The sequence below is a fragment of the Kitasatospora sp. NBC_00070 genome, from assembly GCF_045041205.1.
Taxonomy (GTDB): Bacteria; Actinomycetota; Actinomycetes; order Streptomycetales; family Streptomycetaceae; genus Kitasatospora.
This window is the reverse complement of the sequence record NZ_CP108248.1, coordinates 265,723-287,746: the sequence shown is the minus strand read 5'-3', so window position 1 is coordinate 287,746 and position 22,024 is coordinate 265,723. Positions and strand designations below refer to the sequence as shown.

Annotated in this window: 16 protein-coding genes and 2 pseudogenes; 7 read left to right on the top strand and 11 right to left on the bottom strand. The window is 66.5% G+C overall.

What is annotated here, in order from left to right:
- The first annotated feature begins 33 nt into the window (after positions 1-33).
- From OHV05_RS36330 to OHV05_RS36315, 4 genes are all read left to right on the top strand, one after another.
- Complete coding sequence (locus tag OHV05_RS36330; RefSeq protein ID WP_331730355.1) at positions 34-1,956, top strand: non-ribosomal peptide synthetase; 1,923 nt, start codon at positions 34-36, stop codon at positions 1,954-1,956.
- Positions 1,953-4,868, top strand: coding sequence for a condensation domain-containing protein (locus OHV05_RS36325; protein WP_331730352.1), 2,916 nt, complete (start codon positions 1,953-1,955; stop codon positions 4,866-4,868). The genes OHV05_RS36330 and OHV05_RS36325 overlap by 4 nt, the downstream gene beginning before the upstream one ends.
- Positions 4,869-5,431: 563 nt before the next feature.
- The gene (locus tag OHV05_RS36320; protein WP_331731189.1) at positions 5,432-5,647 is read left to right on the top strand and encodes a hypothetical protein; all 216 of its coding nucleotides are present in this window, start codon (positions 5,432-5,434) and stop codon (positions 5,645-5,647) included.
- Between the two features lie 50 nt (positions 5,648-5,697).
- Positions 5,698-6,114: a transposase gene (locus OHV05_RS36315; RefSeq protein WP_331730348.1), complete on the top strand. Its 417-nt coding sequence runs from the start codon at positions 5,698-5,700 to the stop codon at positions 6,112-6,114.
- Between the two features lie 171 nt (positions 6,115-6,285).
- Here OHV05_RS36315 and OHV05_RS36310 read toward each other — a convergent pair whose 3' ends face one another.
- Positions 6,286-9,165, bottom strand: coding sequence for a hypothetical protein (locus OHV05_RS36310; protein ID WP_331730345.1), 2,880 nt, complete (start codon positions 9,163-9,165; stop codon positions 6,286-6,288).
- A 36-nt stretch (positions 9,166-9,201) separates the two neighbouring features.
- Positions 9,202-9,984, bottom strand: a complete 783-nt coding sequence (locus OHV05_RS36305) for a hypothetical protein (RefSeq protein ID WP_405021648.1) — start codon at positions 9,982-9,984, stop codon at positions 9,202-9,204.
- A gap of 316 nt (positions 9,985-10,300) precedes the next feature.
- On the opposite strand from OHV05_RS36305, the gene OHV05_RS36300 reads away from it, so the two are divergent.
- The 3 genes and pseudogenes from OHV05_RS36300 to OHV05_RS36290 all read left to right on the top strand — a co-directional run.
- Complete coding sequence (locus OHV05_RS36300) at positions 10,301-10,840, top strand: winged helix-turn-helix domain-containing protein (RefSeq protein WP_331730340.1); 540 nt, start codon at positions 10,301-10,303, stop codon at positions 10,838-10,840.
- Positions 10,765-11,589, top strand: a pseudogene (locus OHV05_RS36295) (transposase). Before OHV05_RS36300 ends, OHV05_RS36295 begins: the two are co-directional and overlap by 76 nt.
- Positions 11,481-11,841, top strand: a pseudogene (locus OHV05_RS36290) (transposase); the annotation flags it as partial. The pseudogenes OHV05_RS36295 and OHV05_RS36290, both read left to right, overlap by 109 nt.
- A gap of 48 nt (positions 11,842-11,889) precedes the next feature.
- Here OHV05_RS36290 and OHV05_RS36285 read toward each other — a convergent pair.
- The 9 genes from OHV05_RS36285 to OHV05_RS36245 form a co-directional block, all read right to left on the bottom strand.
- Complete coding sequence (locus OHV05_RS36285) at positions 11,890-13,320, bottom strand: hypothetical protein (protein WP_331730337.1); 1,431 nt, start codon at positions 13,318-13,320, stop codon at positions 11,890-11,892.
- Between the two features lie 51 nt (positions 13,321-13,371).
- On the bottom strand, positions 13,372-15,360 hold the full coding sequence (locus OHV05_RS36280; protein WP_331730335.1) for an NADase-type glycan-binding domain-containing protein: 1,989 nt from the start codon (positions 15,358-15,360) through the stop codon (positions 13,372-13,374).
- On the bottom strand, positions 15,347-15,814 hold the full coding sequence (locus OHV05_RS36275) for a phage tail protein (protein ID WP_405021647.1): 468 nt from the start codon (positions 15,812-15,814) through the stop codon (positions 15,347-15,349). Before OHV05_RS36275 ends, OHV05_RS36280 begins: the two co-directional genes overlap by 14 nt.
- An 80-nt stretch (positions 15,815-15,894) precedes the next feature.
- Complete coding sequence (locus tag OHV05_RS36270) at positions 15,895-17,847, bottom strand: putative baseplate assembly protein (protein WP_331730330.1); 1,953 nt, start codon at positions 17,845-17,847, stop codon at positions 15,895-15,897.
- Complete coding sequence (locus OHV05_RS36265) at positions 17,847-18,263, bottom strand: GPW/gp25 family protein (protein ID WP_331730327.1); 417 nt, start codon at positions 18,261-18,263, stop codon at positions 17,847-17,849. Before OHV05_RS36265 ends, OHV05_RS36270 begins: the two co-directional genes overlap by 1 nt.
- A gap of 23 nt (positions 18,264-18,286) precedes the next feature.
- Positions 18,287-20,194, bottom strand: a complete 1,908-nt coding sequence (locus tag OHV05_RS36260) for a phage baseplate assembly protein V (RefSeq protein ID WP_405021646.1) — start codon at positions 20,192-20,194, stop codon at positions 18,287-18,289.
- A 54-nt stretch (positions 20,195-20,248) separates the two neighbouring features.
- Positions 20,249-20,965 carry a hypothetical protein gene (locus tag OHV05_RS36255; RefSeq protein WP_331730322.1) on the bottom strand — a complete coding sequence of 239 codons (717 nt, stop codon included), beginning with the start codon at positions 20,963-20,965 and terminating at the stop codon, positions 20,249-20,251.
- Positions 20,966-20,989: 24 nt separating this feature from the next.
- A complete protein-coding gene (locus OHV05_RS36250) occupies positions 20,990-21,484 on the bottom strand; it encodes a phage tail protein (RefSeq protein ID WP_331730320.1) in 495 nt (164 codons plus the stop codon).
- A 25-nt stretch (positions 21,485-21,509) separates the two neighbouring features.
- The gene (locus OHV05_RS36245) at positions 21,510-22,019 is read right to left on the bottom strand and encodes a phage tail protein (protein WP_331730317.1); all 510 of its coding nucleotides are present in this window, start codon (positions 22,017-22,019) and stop codon (positions 21,510-21,512) included.
- Positions 22,020-22,024: the final 5 nt, after the last annotated feature.

The window sequence follows — 22,024 nt, the reverse complement described above, 5'->3', positions numbered from 1 at the left end:
CCGGTCCGCCGGGGCACCCGGAAGGGAACCACCATGTCCGCCCATATCCTGGACGGCGTCGCGCCCGCGCGGCCGTCCACCGCCACTCCGGACGTCCTCCCCGCCGCGTCCGACCCCGGCTTCGCGTCCATCCCCGCCCTGATCGCCGCGCTGGCCGAGCGAGCCCCGCACGCGCTGGCCGTCACCGACGGGACCGTCACCCTGACCTACGGCGAACTCGTCGCCGCCGCCGGCCGCCTGGCCGCCGAACTGACCCGCCGAGGTACCGGCCCCGGCAGCGCCGTCGGTCTCCTCGCGGCCCGCTCCGCCCGGCTGGTGGTCGCCCAGCTCGCCGTCTGGTGGACCGGCGCCCACAGCGTGCCCCTCGACCCGGCCTACCCGCAGCCGCGCACCGCCGAGATGATCGCCGACGCCGGCGTCAGCCTGGTGCTCGGCGACAAGGCACTGCTCGCCGAGACCCAGCTCGCCACCGGCCAGGGCCTGGAACTGTCCGAGGACGGCACCGTCACCCGGACCGACGCGTCATCACAACCGACGGCTCCCGAGGAAGTCGACCCCCGCTCGGTCGCCCTGGTGTTCTACACCTCCGGATCCACCGGCCACCCCAAAGGCGTCCAGGTGCCGCACAGCGCCGTCGCCAACCTGGCCACCGCCTCCGACCCGATCCGCCTCGCACCGGGAGACCGGGTACTGGCCCACTCCCCGCTCACCTTCGACGCCTCCACCTTCGAGCTCTGGGCACCGCTGGTCCACGGCGCCGCCGTCGCCCTCTCCCCAGCCGACCGGCCCACCGGCGAGGAACTCGCCCGCGACATCGAACGGTTCGGTGTCACCCACGCCTTCCTCACCACCGCGCTCTTCCACCACCTCGCCACCCGCCGCTCCCGGGCCTTCGGAGTCCTGCGCACCCTGGTGGCCGGAGGCGAGACGATGAGCCCCGAAATCGCAGCCGACGTCCTGGGGGCCTTGCCCTGGCTCAACCTGCTCAACGCGTACGGACCCACCGAGGCCACCACCTTCACCACCCTCCACCAGGTCACCCCGGCCGACTGCGCCGCGCCGATCCCGATCGGACGGCCCTTCGGCGGCGCCCGAACCGCCGTCCTCGACGAGCGGCAGGGGCCCGTCCCGCCCGGCACCCGGGGCGAGCTGTGGATCGGTGGCGGCCGGCTCGCGCTCGGCTACCTCGGGCAGCCCGAACTGACGGCCGACCGCTTCCGCACCATCCCGGGCCTCGGCCGGATGTACCGCAGCGGCGATCTGGCCGTCCAACGGCCCGACGGCGACCTCGAGTTCCACGGCCGCGTCGACCACCAGGTGAAGGTGCGCGGCTTCCGGATCGAGCCCGGCGAAACCGAGCACGCCCTCCGCCAGCACCCCGACCTCACCGAAGCCGTCGTCGTCGTCCGCCGGGCCGGCCACGAGGACGCCGCCCTCACCGCGTACGTGGTCCCCACCGACGGCCACCGGCCGACCGCCGAGACGCTCCGCCGCCAGCTCGCCGAGCGCCTCCCGGACCACCTCGTCCCCACCGCCTGGACCGTGCTCGACCGCCTGCCGCTCACCCCCAACGGCAAGATCGACCGCCGGGCGCTCGCCGAGGACCCCGCTCCCGCCACCAGGCCCACACCCGCCGCGCCGCAGCTCCCGGCCGGACTCACCCCGATCCAGCAGGCCGTCGCCGAGGCCTGGTCACGGTCCCTGGGCCGCCCCGTCACCGACCCCGGAACCGACTTCCTCACCGAGGGCGGCCACTCCCTGCTCGCCCTGTGGATCGTCGACGACCTGCGCGAGGACCTGGATGTCGAGCTCACGCTCGCCGACTTCTTCGCCCACCCCACCATCGCCGGCCAGGCCACCCTGGTCGAACGAGCCCTGCTGACCGCCGAGGGCGCCGGACCACCCGACGGCAGTCACCCGGCCGACGTCACCGACATCCTCGGGGAGGACTGGTGACCGACACCGCGCCGACCGCCCGGGAGGCCGACCTGCTGCGGCGCGCCCGTACCCGGACCGGGACCGGCCGCGCCGCCGTCCGCCGCTCGGGCCCCGTCCGCCACACCGGTGCGGCCGGCCCGGCACCGCTCTCCCACGCCCAGCACCGCATGTGGCTGATGGACCGCCTCGGCCAAGGCGGCGCCCTCTACCACGTGCCGGTCGCCGCCCGCCTGCGCGGCCCGCTGGACGTCGAGGCCCTCGCCACTGCGCTGACCGCCCTCACCAACCGGCACACCATCCTGCGCACCCGCTACGGGCAGCACGACGGTGAACCGCACCAGGAGGTCCTACCGGCCACCCCGGTACCGGTGCCGGTCAGCCCGGCCACCGTCGAAGCCGCCGCCGCCCTGCTGCACACCGAGGCGTCCCGGCCCTTCGACCTCGCCACCGGGCCGGTGCTGCGCGCCCACGTGCTACGGCACGCCCCCGAGGATCACACCCTGCTGCTGACCCTCCACCACATCACGGTCGACGGCGGCAGCCTGCCCATCCTCACCGCCGACCTGGCCGCCCTCTACACCGCCGCCCGCACCGGAACCCCCGCCGACCTCCCCGACCTCGAAATCCAGTACGCCGACTACGCCCGGTGGGAACGCGGCCGCGACACCGAACTCGCCGCAGCCGCAGACGCCCGCGCCACCCGCCTCGCCGGCGCCCGTCCCGTCCCACTGCCACGCCCCGTCCCCGGCAGCCCGCGCACCACACCACTGCACACCGCCGCGCTGCACACCGCACCGCTCACCCCCGAGACCCTCGACCGACTTCGCCGGCTCGCCACCTCCCACGGCGCCACCCTCTACACCGTCGTCCTCACCGCCGCCCTCGCCACCCTGCACCTCGCCACCGGAGCCGAGGACCTGACCGTCGGCTGCGCCAGCGGCCACCGCGCCCGCCCCGAACTGCGCCGCCTGGTCGGACTAGGCGTCAACACCCTGGCCGTCCGCACCGACCTGGGCGGCGACCCGAAGTTCACCGACGCCATCACCCGCGTCCGTGACGCCCTGCTCGAGGCCCAACAGCACCACGACATCCCGTTGGACCTCGTCGTGGAGCGACTCGGCGCCGATGCCCGAGGCGAGGACGGCAGCCCACTGCCCGCTGTCAGCTGCGACCTCGTCCAGCCGGTCGCCCCGCTGGACCTGCCCGGCCTCACCGCCGAAGCAGTTGACGTCGACCTCGGCCTCGCCAAGTTCAGCCTCGGACTGCTCGTCGAGGAGGGCCCCGCACCGCGCTGCCTGGTCCAGCACGACACCGCCGCCCTCGACCGGCCCACCGGCGCCCGGCTGCTCGCCGCGTTCGCCGCCCTGCTGACCGAAGCGGCCGCCGACGGTACCCGCCGCCTGAGCGAACTCCCCGGTGAACGCCTCGAGCCCGCGACCTCCGAACCCGGTACACCCGAATCCGATGGCGACCCTGCGACAGAGCACCCGGCCGTGGCCGCCCTGCTCACCGACCCACGGGTCACCGAGGCTGCCGTCCTCACCCCCGACAGCGGCCCCGCCCTCGCTTACGCCGTGGTCCGAGGCCCAGGTGCGCCGAGCGGCGCCGAGCTGCGCGCGGCCCTGCGCCACCGGCTGCCGACCGGCCTGCTACCCGCCGCCGTCACCGTGCTGGACACCATGCCGCGCACCGCCGACGGCCTCCCCGACCCGGCCCGCCTGCCCGGCGCCCCCAGCAGGCCGCAAGAAGCCCGGCGGACGGACACCGGCCCGCTGGACGTCGTGCGCACCGCGTTCGGCGAACTCCTCGGCACCCGGCCCGAACCCGACGGGGACTTCTTCGCCCTCGGTGGGCACTCCCTGGTCGCCGTCCAGCTCGCCGAACGGCTCCGCAACCGCACCACCCTGCCGCTGACCGGCCTCGACGTCCTCGAACAGCGCACCCCGCGCGCCCTCGCCGCCCTGCTCGCCGCCCGAAACCGCGAACGCCAGGCCGCAGCCAGCCGGAGCACCACGCGCCGCAACCGGACCACCCGTGAGGACACCGTCATGCTCACCGGCGGCACCGGCGGCGTCGGCGCCGCCGTCCTCCAGGAATTGATGGCCCAGGGCCGTCCCGTCCGGGCCCTCACCCGACCCGAATCCGCCCACCTGGTCGCACTGGACGGCGTCGAGATCGCCGAGGGCGACCTCACCGACCCCGACAGCCTGCGCCGAGCGATCGAAGGCGTCGACGCCGTCATCCACGCCGCCTGCACCTTCACCGACCACGACACCGACACCGCCGCCATGCAGGCACTCCTCGACGGCTGGAGCGGACACAGCTTCGTCTTCGTCAGCAGCATCGACGCGTACGGCCGCCCAACCACCACAGAGGTACCCGAAGGCTCCCCGCCCGCCGAGCCGGTCAGCACCTACGGCCAGGCCAAACTCACCTGCGAACGCCTCCTGCTCGAACACGCCGCCACCAACGGCCGCAGCACCGGAACCGTCATCCGCCCGCCCATCGTCTGGGGACCGCACCAGCGCCTACGCGACCAGCTCCGCTGGGGCGCCACCGGCGACCTCTTCCAGGCCGCCCGCGCCGGTCAGCCCATCGCCCTGCCCGCCCCCGGCACCGGCGGCCACGCCTGGCACGGCGCATCCTGGGTCCACTCCGCCGCGCTCGCCCGAGCCCTCACCGCCTGCGCCGACGGCAGCGGACACACCGCCGGACGGATCGTCAACGCCGTGACAGGCCACGTCTCCTGGGCCGAATTCGCCGCCGAACTGATCCACCTGCTCGGCTCGGCCAGCACCATCGACCTGCGCACCGACGCCAACCCGGAACTGCTGCGCCCCTGGCGTTACCGTGCCGACGCCCTCGCCACGGCGCTGCGGCCGGAGCCCGGCGAGGACTGGCGGAGCGTCCTGGCCTCGATGATCCGCTGACGCGGGCCGCGGGCGAGCTGGCCCGGTTGGCTGTCGGCTCTGCCCCAGGGCGTCGGCGTGCGGCGGGGCAGCCGTGGCCACGGTCGTGGGAGTCTGTCGCAATCCTGGCCAACATCCTCAAGGACGTGGCAGGCCCTCCCGGAGCACGGTGAGAATGGCGTGACGTCAGCGGCTCTGGGCCCGCTGATGTATTCATGGCCGTGCGGCCCGCCGGGGCAGACTCCCCGCGGTGTGCCGCACGGCCATCGGCCGTCGCAAGCTCACTGTTCCCGAAGCCGGCCCCGAACAGCCGCCCTTGCCCGCGGCCTCCCGCGACGACCGCCACACCGTTCCAGTCCAACGCCGACGTATCGCATTCTCGCCCTGCTGCAGGACGACCCGACCCGCCTATGAGCTCGTAACAAGATCTTGCTGATCGTTGCTGGTAGGGCGTTACCGATGTGACGATTTGTCCGTTCGTGATGGCGTGAGCAACAGACCGTGGATCGTGGACGACGAATTGTGGGCCCGGATCGAGCCGCTGCTACGTCGAGTGCGGCACCCGGGCCGTCCTGGCAGCCTGCTTGGGACCCGAGACCAGCGGCGAACTCTCCTACGCCTCACGTCTGCTGAGCTGCCTGGACCGCACGGTGCTCCTGCTCGCGGACGCGAACTTCGACGCCATCGACTTCCTGCACGACATCACCGGCACCGGGGCCCAGCTCCTCGTGCGCTCCCGTGCCCACCGTCGCCCGGTCATCCAGCAGCGCCTGCCTGACGCTCCTACCTGGCGACCCTGAACACGGCCGTCCACCGCGCCGGCGTCGGCTACCGACTCCTGCCGGTCCGGGTGATCGAAGCGCGGATCACCGTCACGCCGGCCGACGGCACCACCCGGCGCGAGCCCTGGCGTCTGGTCACCAGCCTGCCCGACCCCGACCCCGACCCCGACCGCTACCCGGCCCGCGAACTCACCGATCTCTACCACCGCAGGTGGCAGATCGAGACCGCATACTTCTCGATCGAGGCAACAGTGCTCGACGGCCGCGTCCTGCGCTCACGCAGTATCGACGGCATCGACCAGGAGGGCTACGGGCTACTGACGGCCTACCAAGCACTCATCCGCACCGCCGACGACGCCCTGACCAAGCACCACCCCCGGCGCGGGCCGAACGCCGGCAAACACCCGCAACAGACCCAGATCTACACCCTCACTATCGACATCCAGATCATGGAGAACGGACGTGCATCACGCCGCCGCTCGTAAACGCAACGGCGGTGGGGTTAATTCTCTGCAAGCCCTAACTTCCCGGCCTTGAAGGCCCGGCTTTCCGTTGTGGCCAACGCGGTCTGACGACGGGAGTGTGACCGATCACATGGCCACGTTTCAGCTTCCTCAAGAATCCGCATGTCCGCCGTTTCGCCTGAGTCCCAGAATTCAGGACGCCGGGTTCTCAATTGTCACCTTTGCCGGATCAAAAAACATCTTGATTCCACCAAGGGCAGGGAATGCCGTACTGGCGGCTACGGCATCCAGCCTTTTCTCAAGAAACTTGACTCGCGTCTTCCCATCCTTGCTAGAACCGGAAACGAACATCATAGGCCCGCTATCCCCAAATGGCCGATAAAAGGACCCGGACAACTCTAGTTCATCAGTCTTGAGGATCGACGGTTTCACCTTGCTCCACGATCCAGCCGGAACAAGAGGAGTGGACGGCTTCAGCGCTGTCAACAGGCCCGTCAACAGGCCCCCTTTGATCTTACCCAAAGGGGTGAAGCGAAAAACTACACCGATAACTTCAGCCATACCATCCGAAAGCTCCAAGGCGAGTTCGAAATCGCTGTCCCTGACTGTACTATTTTTGACCTTCCAGGATCCGACCGTTGATCCTTCCAAAATATTCGTGACAGCCTTCTTCTCTGCACTTGGGCTCATAAAATCATGCCCAGCCAAACCTTTCGGTGACGATTTCTCAATTAGGTCCGTCCCTGGCCGGGACGGAATAGCAGAAGGCGAGATCGGCGATCTTGCCGACGCGGCGCTCGCTACCGCAGCTCCAGAAACCCGAAGGGACATAAAACCGCTGCTGACGCCAGTCCCAGGGGCGCCCTGCAGGGCAGGGAATCCGTCCCTTATGGCGTCGCTTTCAATGAGTTCCTGAGCCTGACTGCCGTCGCCAACTACCTCGAACTCATTGAGAAAAGCCAGACCCACCGTTTCCAGACTCACTGGCACAAAGAGCAGCGTATGCGGGTAGCTTTTGAAGGGCCGGTACCAAGCACCCTCTACCTTGGCATCCCACGTACCCCCTGGCTCAGGCCGCATTCTGTAGCAGCCGCCTGAGTACGGAAGGTAGTCTTTGGATTGCGTCCTCCCGATATAGTCAGATTCAGGCGCTGGCGCTACCATACTAATAAGTTCTTCGCCACCTTTTCCGAGTTCAGCACGAAAGGACACGCCAGACGCTGCCGGCTTTACAATAAGTGAACCTCCAACAGACTCGGCCGACCAGCCTGGCCAAACGGGAATCTTGGCGGCCGTAGTGGTCGGCCCGTCCTTATCTGGAGAGGTCGACTTTTTTTCCTTATCAGTAGTGGTCGGCCCGTCCTTATCTGGAGAGGTCGACTTTTTTTCCCTGTCGGCAGTGGTCGCTGCGGTTCCTGCACCGTCGCCGATTAGATTGCTGAAATCTTCAATCGACTCCGGAAGCTTTGCCTGAGCATAAGCTTGGCTAAGGGCCGCTCTCACCATTTCTGAAATTGACGCAGGATCCCTGGTTTCCAGCAGCGTATTATCAATTGGCACGTAGCTTATCAGCTTCTGCAACATCTTGACGCCAAACGGGGCTAGGGCAGAAGCGAGCTTTTTGCTCTGCTCCTCGGTTATAGAAGTGGACATTGTTGCCTTTGCTGTCTGATAGAGGCTGCGCCGAGCGAGCATCTGAAGCTTGGGGACCGACTTGTTGACTGCAAGATCACAAGCGGCTTTGTTGCGCGCCTGGTCATCCTCAAGCACAGCATCCTCGACCCGCATATCGTGCTCGCGGGCTGCTTTTATTCGCATATCACAGTACTCGGCAAATGCGCTTCTAACTATATTATCCACCCATGGCCACCACCATTGGGCAAGAAATGGCAGTGAAGCGGGGTAAGCCACAGCTGTGCCGGCCAGCACCAGCGTAGCGATATCCTGAAGTGCATCAGCTCTGAACTTTGTCGTCCTTGCGCTTCCCTCCGTGAGAGCTCCGGGGCGACTCTTAAGGAAACCTTGGACTGTGATCCCGCGTCCAGCCAGGCTCGTCGCTCCACCTTCCTTCTTGACTTCAATCGCCTGGTAATCATTTTTCATGTAGTAAAAATTGACCGCGTTGAGAATCGCCAGACCCGCGACTGAAATTGAATCCGCTGGCCCCTTGGACCACCACGTGTCTGCTGCCGCTCTACCAACCGATACAGCGGCGGTTGCTACAACCCGATACCATCCGCGCTCAGAGCTAAGCACGTCTTCCAGCTTGGGCTGCTCCTTGGGCCGATCCGCCAGAACAGCAGTCTCAAAGTCTTCCTTCGCGGAACGGCTGATACGCTCTAGTATTTCATTGAGTCCCTTTTGGAGTCTCTCTATCTCATTTATCAGATCCCTGCGTACGGTGCTTTCAAACCAACTTTCCGCAGGCGAAACGAGGGCCCTATGCTCTTCGATGGGAGAGCTCTCGCCTGAACTCGACTCAAGGGCTGGAGGATTTTTGATGAGATTATCGGCACTTCGGATAAGTGCATTGGCTGCATCAGTTGTAAAGTCATCTAGTTTGCTGGCCCCGCCAAACAGGCGCACCATGGCGCCCGGGTCCGCAAATGATTTGACCCCATCAATTTTCCCCAACGCTCTCAGGACAGTTTCGATCCGCTCCACCGCATTCTTCGCAGAGGCAATATCGATCTTAGCTTTGTTCGACGAGCTGATCTTGGCCTTCTCGCGCCTCGAATAATCCTTGCTGACATTATCTTGGGCGCGCTTAATCTCGACCCTGCGGGATGTTATACGCTCAGCAACAGGTGAACTTGTGAAATATCCGTCATCCCCTGGGAGATTCCGCACTTGATCGCTATCGATGGCTTTTTTGGTCGCCTCATAAATTTCACCATGGGTCAGCCCACTCGGGCCTCCTGATGTCCTGAGAGACTCTCTAAGTGCTTTCTCGAATATCCTGACATAGAGGTCGGCTTCGCGAGAAGGACTGTATTTCTTTTCAGGGTCTTCAGGGCTCGACCCGGTTGGCGACGGCGGGGGCGACGGCGGGGGTGGGGGCGGGGTTGCCATTAGAACTCCAAAATATTAGCATGAGGCATGAGCAAGTCAATCTCGTGAAATAATGCGCCCGGCGGCCTCGATTATTCTCCTTGTTATAATTTCCGGTCGCACTTGAGGAAATTGCTTTGAGGCTTCCATTAGTGCAGGAATTATGTGCTTCTCCTGTAGAGATTCCAGTCTATTTTTCTTTATCAGGTCATCCCAGGTAAGCCATCCTTCTCGGCCTGGATCTGGCTTGGTCAGGTTATCTAGACTATCCCCGACCCCCTCTTGATAGAGCCACTCTGAGCCGAACCTCCCGGAAAATATATTGCCCTTTAGGTGCCTGATCTCTTCGGCCTCCCCTGGGGATCCATCGGAGATTTTATTCGACACCCTGGCGGGTTCTTCGGCTTGGTATCCATCAGGCCGCCAATCGGCGTCCGGGCGAGGAACTATTCCCTTCTCGCTTAGAGTGTAGACATAGCCGCCATTCATGGCATCCCTGGCTTGCCACTGCGGAGGTTCTTTGCGGATTATCGCTATTTCCCGATAGCGATAAATCAGGCTAACCAGTTCGACAAAGCTCGCCATTGAATATTCCGAAACTTTGACCCCCCCATCCTCCTCCTTCTTGTTGAAATCCCCCATCTCGAGTAGTTCTGCAATATAATTCTGGTAATCATTGTAGCGCTCAAGCTCATCCTTGAGACTTTCCTCTTCGGGTTCGGGAGGTTCTTTGAATATGCGGCGAAGGAAATTTACCTGCTCTCCTTCCATGGGTGGCTTTTTCCCATAAAGTGCCCAGTTTAGAATTTCCCTGGATCTTTTCACTTGCTCGGTATCCACGGTCACCCTCTTGTCCACTTGAACACGCCACACGGCGAGACAGCCCCGTTGCTTCAGTTTCCCCGCCAACCCCTGAGGGATCAATGCTCGTATGGGCACTCACCAGGAACCCCTAGCTGTCCTCAGAGGGAAGACCAGACTTCCTGGCCGCTCAGCTTTTCCTGCCTTGCAAGCGAGTCGGATCTGATCATTCGTAAGATCAGGGAAGTCCACCCGAGTTCCACAGCTACTGAAATTGAATCCGTGATGTCGCTCGGATGGGTGAAGCAGTGGCGTTCGCCTGCCGGTGGAGGGTCGGCCTCGGTAGTCGTGTGCTGTGAGGTATGCACAGGGCGGTGGTTTGACCGACGCGGAGAGAGCCGCGCGGGAGCGTATCCGGCAGCAGGCTGTGGAACGTTTCGAGGGCGGGGAGAAGAGCCGGGACATCGCGGGGGCGCTGCGGGTGAGCGTGCGTTCGGTGGAGCGCTGGGGCCGGCAGTGGCGCGAGGACGGTGCCGCGGGAGTCGCCTCGAAGGGCTCGCCCGGTCGTCCGGAGCTGTCCGATGCCCAGATCGCACGGCTGGAACGGGAGTTGGAGCGTGGGCCGCTGGTCCACGGGTGGGCGGACCAGCGGTGGACGCTCGCGCGGGTGAAGACGTTGATTGGCCGGCTGTTCCACGTGAGCTACACGGTGGAGGGGACCTGGGTCCTGCTGAAGCGGCACGGCTGGTCCTGGCAGCAGCCGGCCCGCCGGGCGATCGAGCGTGACGACGCGGCTGTCGAGCTGTGGATGAAGGAGACATGGCCGCGGGTAAAAGCGCGGCGGCGGCCCGCGGGGCCTGGCTCGTCTTTGAGGACGAAGCCGGGCAGTCGATGAGGCCGCCGCGTGCCAGGACCTGGGGCAGGATCGGCCGCACGCCCATCGTGCGGGTGCGCGGCCGGGGAGCCGGCCGGGTCTCGATGGCGGGGCTGAGCTGCTACAAGACGGGTCAGCGGTCCCGGATGTTCTACAGCTTCCACGTCTACCGGGGCCGCCGAGCTGGATTCGCGCGCCCGCAGGATCAGGTCGCGGTAGTCCTTCCACGTGAAGCCCTTGGACTCGCCCTTGCGTCCCCGGTGGACACGGAACCCGTAGATCAGCACGGCAACCGGCAGGTCCTGGCGTACTTCGTGACCTCCAGTCCGTGGAGCCCCGCGCAGGTGCGGGCCCAACTGGTGTGGTGGATGCACGAGGCCGTCAGGCCGCGCGCGTTGACCGTCGACGGCACCGGCTTTCTGAAGGATGGCGACGCGTCGGCGTGTGTGTCCCGGTAGTACACCGGCACCGAGGGCAAGGTCACCAACTGTCAGGTCGGGGTCTCGGTGCACCTGGCCGGGGACCATGCCTCGACGCCTGTGAACTGGCGGCTGTTCCTGCCCGTGACCTGGGACCCCGCCTCGCCGCAGGCCGGCCCGCTCAAGGTGGGTCGGCGTGAACGGGTCGGTATCCCAGCGGACTTGGGGCATGTGGAGCCGCCGCGAGCCTGTCCGACAACGCCCTGGGAATCCACCTCCTCAACCAGGCCAAGAAGACCTGCCCGAGCCTCTCCAAGGCCTGGATCGACACCGGCTTCAAGAACGCCATGATCGGGCACGGAGTCGACCTCGGGATCGACGTCGAAGTCGTCCACCGGAAGTCCGACATCCGCGGCTTCCACGTCGTGAAAAGACGCTGGGTCGTCGAACGGACCAATGGGCTGGCTCATGGTGCACCGCCGCCTCGCCCGCGACTACGAGACCCTGCCGACCAGCTCAGAAGCCATGATCCACGTTGCCTCGATCGACAACCTCACCAAGCGCATAACGGACGAGACCACGCCAACCTGGCGAGGAACCTAATAGGGTATAAGGGGTAATCCGGTCAAATCAAATGCCCACTGACGCCCCTCACTGGAGCTTGCCGGAGAAGTACCCGGACGGTGTGCACGCGCCCGTGGCGTTCCGGCAGTCGACGGCCAGGACCAGCTGCTGGCCGGCGGTGATCTCGATGGGCTGGATGAAGTGCTGGTCGTAGCTGCGGAAGTTGTCCAAGCCGAGCGGGATGAGGGTGGAGGCCCCTCGCCTGATCTGCAGGAGGCCGCTGTCGCCTGCGGGATTGGAGATGACGAAGTCGCTGACCAGCAGTTTCTTCCCGGCTGGGACGGTGTAGGCGAAGGTCTTGAAGGTGCCCGCCTGGCCGGCTGGTGCGTTGGCCTGGATGGTCAGGTCGATGGTGGTGCCGGGTGGCGTGGTGGGGGAGGAGGCGGCCGGGGCGGTGGCCTGAGGTGCGGCTGCGGCTGCGGTCGGTGCGGCTGCGGCTTGGGTGGCGGCCGGGGTGGGTGTGGTGGCCGCGCCGTTGGTGCCCGTACCGCCGCCGGTCCCGCCGGTGCCGTTCTGGCCCGTGCCGGTGGTCGGGGTGGCGGAGGCACGGGCGGAGGCCTCGGCAGAGGGCCCGCCGACCACTTCCAGGGCCTTGGAAGCTTGCTGGTTGGCCGCCTGGGCCTGTTGGTTCGCGTTCTGCGCCTGTGCCTGCGCTTCCTGTAGGCCTGAGGTGAGCTGCTGGGTCTGCTGGTTGGCCGCCGTCTGGGCCTCCGATTTGAGGACCGGTTTCAGCAGGGCGAACCACAGGATGGCCATGGTGATCAGCAGGGCCACGAGGCCGGCCAGGACTGCGGGGAGCCAGGTGGGGAAGACCTGCTCCTGGACCATGGCGGCGTCTGCGGTGACCGGGTCGACCCCCTCACCGGTGATGGCCGCCTGGAAGGGATGGGTCTTGTTCGGCCCTTTGAAGTAGCGCTTCTTCGGGATCACCCGGACCGGTATGAGCACCGCTGTGCCCGGCTTGATCGTCAGTGACGACCGGCGGATCTTGAAGATGATCTCGTTGTCGGGTGCGGTGATGCCGATGCCCACGGTGATGGGCACGTTCCCGAGGTTGTCGACGGCGAGGCGGTGCTTGGCGCGGAACGATCCGCGGGAGCCCTGCGGGACGAACTCGCCGCCGATCTCGCTGAAGGGCGCCAGGGTAAGGGTGCCCTCCTCGATTGCCGACCCGTCGGGGTCCTCGCGCGAGGTCGCCCGGACCGCGAAGGGGATGTCCCCGGCGAGGAGATCAGCCGTTCGCGGTGGGCTGAGGATCAGCCGGGCGGTGCTCTCAGCGTCCGGGAAGAGGTTGACCACGGGCGGTTCGAGTGTGGCCCACTCGCTGATGCTCCCGATGATGTCGAGGGTGAACTGGTCGACGACGGAGCCGGTGTTGTGCAGTTGGAGTTCGCACTCGGCGGTCTCGCCCGGCTCGACCTCCAGCTCCTCGGGAACGATGGAGAGCGTGAGTCCCATGGAATGTCGCCTCCCTTCCTTGCGTGCCGGCCCCGGAAGCGCCGGGTTCGATTACCTCTTGGCGAACAATTCGAGCTCGGTGATGGCCAGGTTCAGCCCGGCCGCCGATTTGTAGAGCGAGGAGATGTCGACTTCGACCCAGGTGATCCCGTGGCCGTTCTTGATGCCGAACTGTTGAGGGGTCTGCTGGTCCTTGAGATTGACGTCGTAGGACTTCCCGTTGGAGAACACCAGGTGCAGCTGGTTCGGGCGGTGGTTCCCGGCGAAGTTGTCGCTGGCACCGCTGGTGATCAGGCCGCGGTCGAGGTTCACCGACCGGTCGAAGGTCAGCCTGAGGGTGGGATTCGCCACGTCCCCCGCAATGGCCCAGTACGTGTTCTTGAACGCGTCCACCGCCAGGTTGGCCCCGTGGTCCTGCACGTTCGAGTTCGCGGTCGCCGAAGACGGGCGCACCGGGTCGTACTGGGGGCTGATGGTTGAGCTGACGTACTTGGTCACCTTGTCCTTCTGGGCGAAGGCCCACTGGCGCGACGGTGCGTGGACTGAGATCAGGAGGGCGGCCGAGAGCCCCAGGACGCCCAGGGTCCAGCGGATGGGGCGCAGAATCCGGGACAGCTCGGGCAGTCGCCGACCGACCTTCACGCCCGGCTGCCCGGGTCGGCCGCCGGCCTTCAGGGTCTTCGGCTTCGGTAGCAGCCGACGCCACCACGGGTCCTTGACCATGACGGCATTGGCCAGAGAGGTCCCGCAGCGGCTGCAGAACTTGCGGTTCGGCGCATTGCCCTCGCCGCAGCTCCCGCAGATCTGGTCACCCGGGTTGAGCCTGCGGGTCGGCTGCGTCCTGGCGACGGGAGCGTGCTGGGCTTGGGCGGCCTGGGGGAGCATCGCGCCTGGTTGGCCGTCTTCGTCTTCGTCCTCGTCGGACCAGCCGCTGTCGTCCGGGTCGTGCAAACCGTTGTGACGTCGTGAGGAGGAACCGATCGACCCTCCCGAGATCGGGACGACCAAGGCCGCAGCTCCTTCGACCCCCTCGTAGTCGTCTTCGTCTTCGTCGTCCTCGTCGAGCAGGCCCAGCCGGGCGAACGGGTCGTCGTCGTCGTCCTCGTCTTCTTCGTCCGCCTCTTCGTTTTCGTCGGATTCCTCGTCTTCGTCGAGGAATCCGAAGCGGGCGAAGGCGCCGTCGTCCGGTTCTGGTCTTTCGGCCTCTCCTTCGTCGATTTCTTCCTCTTCGTCAATGAAGGCGAGTGATTCCTCGTCGTCCTCTTCATCCTCCTCGTCCTCGAAGGAGAAGGGATTTTCTTGCGATTCGTCCTCGCTCTCTTCGCCCTCCTCGCTGTTCTCACCGATCTCTTCGTCGGCGGTGAGCAGGAAGTCTTCGTCCTCCTCCTCGTCTTCGGCGAGCGGGAGGTCATCGTCGTCCTCCTCGTTGTCTTCGCTGTCCTCGGTGAGCAGGAAGTCCTCCTCCTCCTCCTCCTCCTCGTCTTCGTCGTCTTCGGCGAACAGGAAGTCTTCGTCCTCCTCCTCGCTGTCTTCGCCGTCCTCGGCCTCGTCGTCGTCGCCGAACCGGAAGCCGTCTTCGTCGTCTTCCTCTGCGTTCTTGGGGCGAGGTTTGACCTCTTCCTCGTCTTCGTCATCGTCGAAGCTGAAGTCCCCGAAATCGAAGTCGTCCAGGCCGCCTGGCGGGGGCGGCGGCGGGGGCGGTGGGGGCGGCGGTGGGGGCGGCGGTGGGGGCGGCGGCGCTCCGAATCCGCCTCCCCCGAACCCGCCGCCTCCTCCGAACCCACCCCCGCCGAACCCGCCGCCCCCGCCCTCAGGGCGGACCAGCGGTGCTGCCCGGCCGACGTCGGCGAAGAACGCCGACTGGACCCGGGAGACCACCGTCTTCCGGGGACCCGCTGCAGCCTCTTCGGCCTGCCTGATGACTTCTGAGGAGATCGACGGGTCCTCTTTCTCGCCCGTCCACTCCAGGAACCCTCCACAGGAACCGCAGAATGTGTCGAGGTCCTGATTCTTGAACCCGCAGTCGCTACAGGTGATCATGGTAATGCTCCACCTCGACGCGATGGATGACATGAGCCGGCTTGGCAGCGGCCACCAGCGCGTTGACCAGTCCTTCGGAGATTCCAGCCGAGTCGTCCAGGCCGACCCGGACAGCCAGGCGAGGAGTGTCTTCCCCCGGCAGGGAAGAACCGGGCGTGACCGCCCAGGCGACCCCGCCGTTGTCCGCCACCTCGACGTCGCCGCCCGTCAGCGCCTCGATGTAGGAACGCAGACCCGCGATCGTGCCCCGCATGCGGTAGAGCTCGACAGCCTGCGACACGGCGAGGCGGGCACGGTCGGCGGGCCAGGCGGGGTCTACCGTGATCCCCACCCAGCTGGCTAGCCATTCGAGGAAGTCCGGCGGTGCCAGCAGCGGGTCGATATAGGCCTCGGTGCAGTCAAGGGTGGAGATGACGGGGGCCAGGACTTCGTCCAGGCCCTCGACCCACCGCATGGCGAACGGGTCCTCTTGGTACACAGCGGGGAGTTGCTTGCCCAGCGGGTAGGGGCTGGCGATTCCCGGTGTCAGGCCTCTCATCGTGCCGCCTCGATCCGCAGATGGTGTTCATAGGAAAAGATGAGACTGCTGGGATTGAGGGCGAGCCGGGTCACCGCAGAGCCTCGTTCGCCGGTGACGGGATTGGCGCCGAACAGGCGGACGTCCTCGATGAAGTCGACACCGTGCACCCGGTGGAGCACCGAGTAGATTTCTCCGCTCTGCACGTCCCGTCCGAACGGCCAGCCGGTTCCGTCCGGACCTCCGATGAGCGGGTTGAAGTAGTGGTAGAGCTCGTCCAGCGCACTCGTCCGGACCGTCTCGGGGTCGACGTCACGGCGGGCGACGATGTGGGCGACGATGGTCAGGCCCTGGTAGCGCGGCGGCTCCACGATCACCCGTGCCCCGATGAGACGAACCTCGTCGAGCTTGGCGGCGATGCGCTGGAGCGTGCCGGGCAGGGGGAGGAGGTCTTCGAACTGCAGCCGTCCGGCTTCGTGCGCGGCCGTCGGGACGACGAGCACCCGGACGGAGCCGGCGTCCACGTCGACCTCGCCCGCCGTCAGGCAGCGGACCCGGGCGGTCTCCGGGGCCGCTTCACGGGTGATCGCCTCGTAGTCCTCCGCGGTGACCGCCCGGCTGCGCGCCCGCAGGAAGAGCGGCCCGCGGGTCTTGGCCTGATCGATGCTCTCGCCGTCGACTCCGCCCTGCGCCGGGTAGCGGTTCTCCACTTCGGCGATGAACGGGATGGCGTTGCGCAGGGTGCGGATCGCTGAGCGGGCGACGTTGCCGTGGCGGCCGCCGCCGGTGGCGTAGCTGCGCATGCACACGACCGACTCGATCGGCGGGACGGCGCCGTACTGGCGGATGGTGCCGTCGGCCTCGCGGACGGCGGGTCCGAACAGCACGTCCCCGACGGTGCCGTCGATGACCACATGCTTGTCGGTGGGGCCGCTGGCAGCGAAATTGCTCACCTGTTGCCAGCGCTCCCAGCCAGTCTCGGTGCTGACCTCCACCACCGCCTCGTCCGCACCCGTGAGCACGGGGGTGTGCGCGGTGGAGAAGCCCTGGCCCGGCACCCCCTCGGAGACTCCCATGATCTCGTCCTGGAAAATGTCCGCGTGGATGGATTCGACCGTTCCGCCGACCGTGCAGGCATGGAGATCCTGGAGGATGGGGGAGGAGCTATAGGAGGGCTGCCCCGGCTCGACCTCGGTGACCACGGCGCGCAGCCAGCCGCCGCGCTGGCCGTCGATCACGTGGGCGGTGTGCCCTGCGGGGATGTGGAGCATGACCGTACCCCCACGGTTCAGGCCTCCGGTCTCGTCCTTGGAGACCTCGCAGGGATCCCACCCTTCGCCCGTCCACGCCTCCCAGCGCAGCGGCGGACGGGTCGGGTCGACGCCGACGCCTTCGATCTCGCAGACCAGGTCGAGCCGGACCGCGCAGTTGGGCACGGGTGAGGCCAGCCCCAGGAGGAGCGCGTCACCGGGGCGCGGCACGGGCGAGAAGACCGGGAACCGGTCGAAGTGCTCGATGTTCTTGACGGGCCGCAGTGGTTCGGCGCCGTCGACGGCCGTCAACAGCGTCTGCAGGACGGCAGGGATGAGCATCAGGTCACCCGTGGTGGCGAAGACGATCGCGTCTTCTCTGTCCGTGCGCATGGTGGCCGTTCGGGTACCCGAGGGAATGCCGATGGGGTTGGGCGAGGGAGCGGACAGCCAGAACGTCACCGGGACATGAGCCGGCGTCGGGGGTATCAGACGGACGCCGATGAGTTCCAGGAACTTGATGTAGAGGCGGTCCGGCACCCGATTGAGGCGGTAGAGCAGCTGGTCGGTCATGTAGGCAAAGGTCTCGATCAGCGTGATGCCCGGGTCGGATACGTTGTGGTCGGTCCACTCCGGGCAGCGCTGCATGACGAGACGCTTGGCATCGTCGACCAGTTCCTGGAACCGGCGGTCGTCGAGATTCGGCGCGGGCAGTGACATCAGTAGTCCCTTTCGTCATCAGGGATGCTGTAGAACGGAAAGACCAGATTCCGACGGTCGTTGGTGGTTTTGACCGTGAACTGGATGTCGATGTAAGCGACTTCCGGGCGCTCCGCGTCCGGCTGGATGTCGACGAACTCGACCACGACCCGGGGCTCCCAGCGCAGCAGTGACTCCCTGATGTCATGCGCCATCTCCGCCGCGGTGGCGCCGTCGATGCTGCGGAAGACGTAGTCCCGCAAGTGGGAACCGAAGTCGGGCCGCATCGGACGCTCCCCCGGGTAGGTCGTCAGGATGAGCCGCATCGCCTTGATGATGGTGGCCTCCTGGGAGACCGTGGCGATGCCACCGCTCGCGGTGACCCCCATGGGGAAGGCCCATCCGGAGCCGGCGAAGTCGGGGATGTTGCGGTTCATGTGAGGGCCTCCGTTCCGTCCTGCTAGGCGTTGAGGTTGATAGCGGCGCCGTTGATGGTTACCGGGCCGGTGCTGGTCAGACCGAGCTGGCTGTCCGCCGCGATGTTGACCACGGGGGCCTTCATGTTGAGGGTCTGGGTCGCGGTCACGTTGATCACGCCACCGCTGACCGTGACCATCCCGTTCGGCAGGGCGGTGATCGAGATCGCGGCCGGCATCTTCGAGTCACCAGGCAGGTTCTTGAGGGTCACCAGGCCGGTGTCCGGCTCGATGTCCAGCCCCATGGTGCCCATGCGGGTCGTCAAGGAGACGGACGATAGGAGGGACGGCCCCCCGCCCGCCGCCTGTTGATCAGTGAAGACCAACTGATTGCCGCCGGGCGACATGATCCCCCGCTTCCGGACGGTGCCGGTCCCCGGCAAGATCGGGGGACCCGGCGGCAGCCCGCCGAAAGTGTTGATGTAGGCGCTCCGCTGGTCGATGATCCCGCCGAGGACGAATGGCTTGCGAATGTCGCCGTGCTCGAAGGCGACGAGCACCTGGTCGTTCACCGACGGCATGAAGTACGTCCCGGTGAGCATGCCGGCACCGGGCTGGACCACGGGGGCCCAGTCGGACTCGTAGTTCGGGGAGAGCCAGGGGAAAGCCAGCTTCACCCGGCCCTGCGCCCGCCCCATGCCATCGGTGGCGACGTTGTCGCAGTTGTTGGTGACGATGGCGAGCACCACGCCGTTGACACGGGGCGGTTTGGGGGTGAGGGAGCCAGCAGATGCGATGTTGAGGAGCGAGCGGTTCTGACGCCCGGTCACCCAGAAGCGGGTGAAGTACCCGCCGATTTCGTCGTCGAACACGTGCCGTGCCTGGGTGACGTGCCACATTCCCATGAACTGCTTCGGCACCGCCATGACCGTCACCGGTGACCCCGGTTTGATGCTCGGGTCTCCCTCCGCGTAGCCCTCGGCATCGGCGAAGGTACTGCCGATCTGGTCCGCCAGGCTCATCGCCATGACCTGGGCCTCCAGTTGCCCGAGCGGGCCGCTGCTGACCGGGCGGTCGGTGACCACGTAGGCGTTGGGGTTGGGCGGGATGACCGCCAGCGCGTTGGTAGCGAACGGCAGGGTCATCCGGGGCGAGGGCGGCATGGGCGCCGAGATGCCGTTGGAGACCACAGCCAGCTGCGCCGGAGTCGCCGGGACCACGGCGCTGGTGCTCAGGGTCGGTGCCATGCCTGTCCAGGGCATGGCCAGGCCCCGGTCCGCGGCCCGGACCTCGACCATGGGCGTGATGTTGGCCGACGAGAGGGAAGCGGAGAAGCTGATGAGGTTCTCCTTGAAAACCAGCGGCATGACGGCGCCGGACGCCACCGCATTGGCGCTCGCCGCGGCGGCCCCAACCGGGGTACCGGTGGACGGCTTGAACGACAGGCGAAGGTCGTGGACCGCCAGCTCGTAGCCGATCTCACGGGCCCGGTGACTGAGGAAGTCCCAGTCGGTCTGGTCGAACTGGCTGATGTGGGCGTGGACGATCGGCGACGGGCTGACATCGGGGATGAGCGACGCCGAGATCGCGATCTCGGTGGCGATGGTCGCGTCCGTTTGCTGCATCCACGACCGGCTCTTCTTGACCCGCTGCAGCCGGTGCGCGCGTTCGTAGCCGCGGACGACGGTGTGGGCGCGCATCCCCTCGCAGACCGTCTCGATCGAGGTGATGTCGCCGATGATCAACGGCAGGGACCCGCCGGGGGCCTTGATGCTCATCGACTGACCGATCGTGATGCCCGCTTGCAGGGCAACAACGCCGTCGTCGTCGAGGAAGGTCACCTCGAACATCCCCGGCAGGTGGGTGTGGAGGTCGACGACGACCTTCTCGACCGCCGCCTGGACGTTGGGCAGCAGTGGCCGGGGGGTGCCGGCCGCGATGACGACGATCAAGGGCTTCTTGGTTCCCGAGCCGGCAAATGGTGGCTTGAACGTGGGCATAGGTGCTCAGCTCTCTTCCTCGAGCTCTTCCGGGGTCGGCAGGTAGACCGTCTGTCCGGGCCGTAGCCGGAGCGGGTCGTCGATGCCGTTGGCCCGTGCGATCGCCCGCCAGTGACGGGGATGGCCGAGGTGTTGCGTGGTGATCTGGACGAGGCCTTCGCCCTCCGACACCTGGTGACTGCTGCGTCCGGCCAGGCCGCCGGAGGTGGGGTTGGTCGGGATGGTGCCGCCCAGGCTCGGCTGCTCCTCGAACATCAGGGAGACGGTGGCCCGGGTGGGCTGGCCGAGCTTGTCGAAGCGGACGTAGGAGATGTCGACGTTGGTCAGCACCACGATGTAGAAGAAGCCGACGACTGGCGGTCCCCACTGGAAGGTCAGTTTGGGGAGATCGATGCTGAAGAACCCAGTCATGCTCATGAGGGCGCCGGCGATGCCCTCCGGCGGGGCGCTCCAGCCCATCAGCAGGTCGCACCGGGCCTTGGTGTCCGGTCCTTCCAGCGTGATGTCGGCCACCGAGATGCTGGCGAGCTGGCTGCGCTCGAGCTGGCTGCCGGTGAACCCGGTCAGGGTGCCGCGAGTCCGGGTCTTGCTCGTCCGTTTGAAGGAGATCTTCGAGGGGTTGTAGTTGAAGACCACGGCACCGATGAGCGGCGGCGTGAGGCAGGCGATCTTGGCTCGGTCGTGCCCGGCCGACCAGTTGCTGTACTGCGTGGGGACGCCCATGGTCGGGCTCTCCTTCGGTACGGATCAGAGGAAACCCTGATGGATCAGTTCGAGGGTCTCCAGCGCGACGGCGCCGGTGCCCATCGCGTCCAGGTCCGGCCCGGACCACTTGGAGGGGTAGACACCGTGCAGGGTCCAGGTGGCGACCTCCTGCAGGGCGGCGTCCGCAAGGATGATCTTCGCGGTGCTGCCCCGGTAGTCCGCGCGAGGGTTGGACATCCAGCCCCGCGCCCGGTCCTTCAGCCACTTCTGGACAGCGCGTGAATCCGGACCGGAGATGGCCCGCTGCAGGGTGACCGCGGAGTACTCGATCTGTTCGGCGAGCATGGCGACGGGGCTCTCGTAGTTCCCGCCCTCGTACAGGGGCTTGCTCTTGAACGAGACGTTCAGGCCCTTGCAGCTCTTCCACAGGCCCAGATCGATGCCCTCGTCGAGGATGACCTGAAAGCGCATGGTCAGGCCGAGGCTGTGCTGTTCGGCCAGACCGGCGCGACTGGGGGCCGGTAGCGAGGTGGTCATCGTGTGGTTCCTTCCTTTCGCAGACTCAGGCGAGGAAGCCGGCGGCCTTGGAGTCGGTCTTGATGTCGCCGGGCTTGAGGACAGTGGGGTCGAACTTCCTGTCGTCCGCGAGGAAGCCCTCATGGACGAGAGTCAGGGTCTCGATGGCGACCTTGCTCGCGTTCGCGTCGAACTTCTCGATCGCCCACTTGAGCGGCATGACGTTGATCAGGGTCCAGGTCATGACCGACTGGGCCTCGGTATTGCCGAGGTAGATGGTCCCGCTCCACTTCTGGAGCGAAAGCGAGCCCGACGACAGCCATCGCTGGACGGTCTGCGAGTCCGCGCACGCGGCCCGGGTGAGCTGGACATCGGAGTACTTGGTGGCGCCGGGGTAGAACAGGCGGGAGTTGCCCGCGTCACCGGCCCGGTACTCGCACAGGGTCCACGAGACGTCCAGCCCGGAGACCGTGGACCAGTAGCCCAGGTCGATCTCCCCGTCCAGGACTACCTGGAACCGGTTGGCAAGTGCGAGTGAGTCAAATGTGGTCGGCATGTCGA

Bases quoted from the DNA above. Each gene is read 5' to 3' on its own strand.
- OHV05_RS36330 (WP_331730355.1), top strand. From the start codon at position 34: ATGTCCGCCCATATCCTGGACGGCGTCGCGCCCGCGCGGCCGTCCACC.
- OHV05_RS36310 (WP_331730345.1), bottom strand. From the start codon at position 9,165: ATGGCAACCCCGCCCCCACCCCCGCCGTCGCCCCCGCCGTCGCCAACC.
- OHV05_RS36285 (WP_331730337.1), bottom strand. From the start codon at position 13,320: ATGGGACTCACGCTCTCCATCGTTCCCGAGGAGCTGGAGGTCGAGCCG.
- OHV05_RS36280 (WP_331730335.1), bottom strand. From the start codon at position 15,360: ATGATCACCTGTAGCGACTGCGGGTTCAAGAATCAGGACCTCGACACA.
- OHV05_RS36275 (WP_405021647.1), bottom strand. From the start codon at position 15,814: ATGCGGTGGGTCGAGGGCCTGGACGAAGTCCTGGCCCCCGTCATCTCC.
- OHV05_RS36270 (WP_331730330.1), bottom strand. From the start codon at position 17,847: ATGTCACTGCCCGCGCCGAATCTCGACGACCGCCGGTTCCAGGAACTG.
- OHV05_RS36265 (WP_331730327.1), bottom strand. From the start codon at position 18,263: ATGAACCGCAACATCCCCGACTTCGCCGGCTCCGGATGGGCCTTCCCC.
- OHV05_RS36255 (WP_331730322.1), bottom strand. From the start codon at position 20,965: ATGGGCGTCCCCACGCAGTACAGCAACTGGTCGGCCGGGCACGACCGA.
- OHV05_RS36250 (WP_331730320.1), bottom strand. From the start codon at position 21,484: ATGACCACCTCGCTACCGGCCCCCAGTCGCGCCGGTCTGGCCGAACAG.
- OHV05_RS36245 (WP_331730317.1), bottom strand. From the start codon at position 22,019: ATGCCGACCACATTTGACTCACTCGCACTTGCCAACCGGTTCCAGGTA.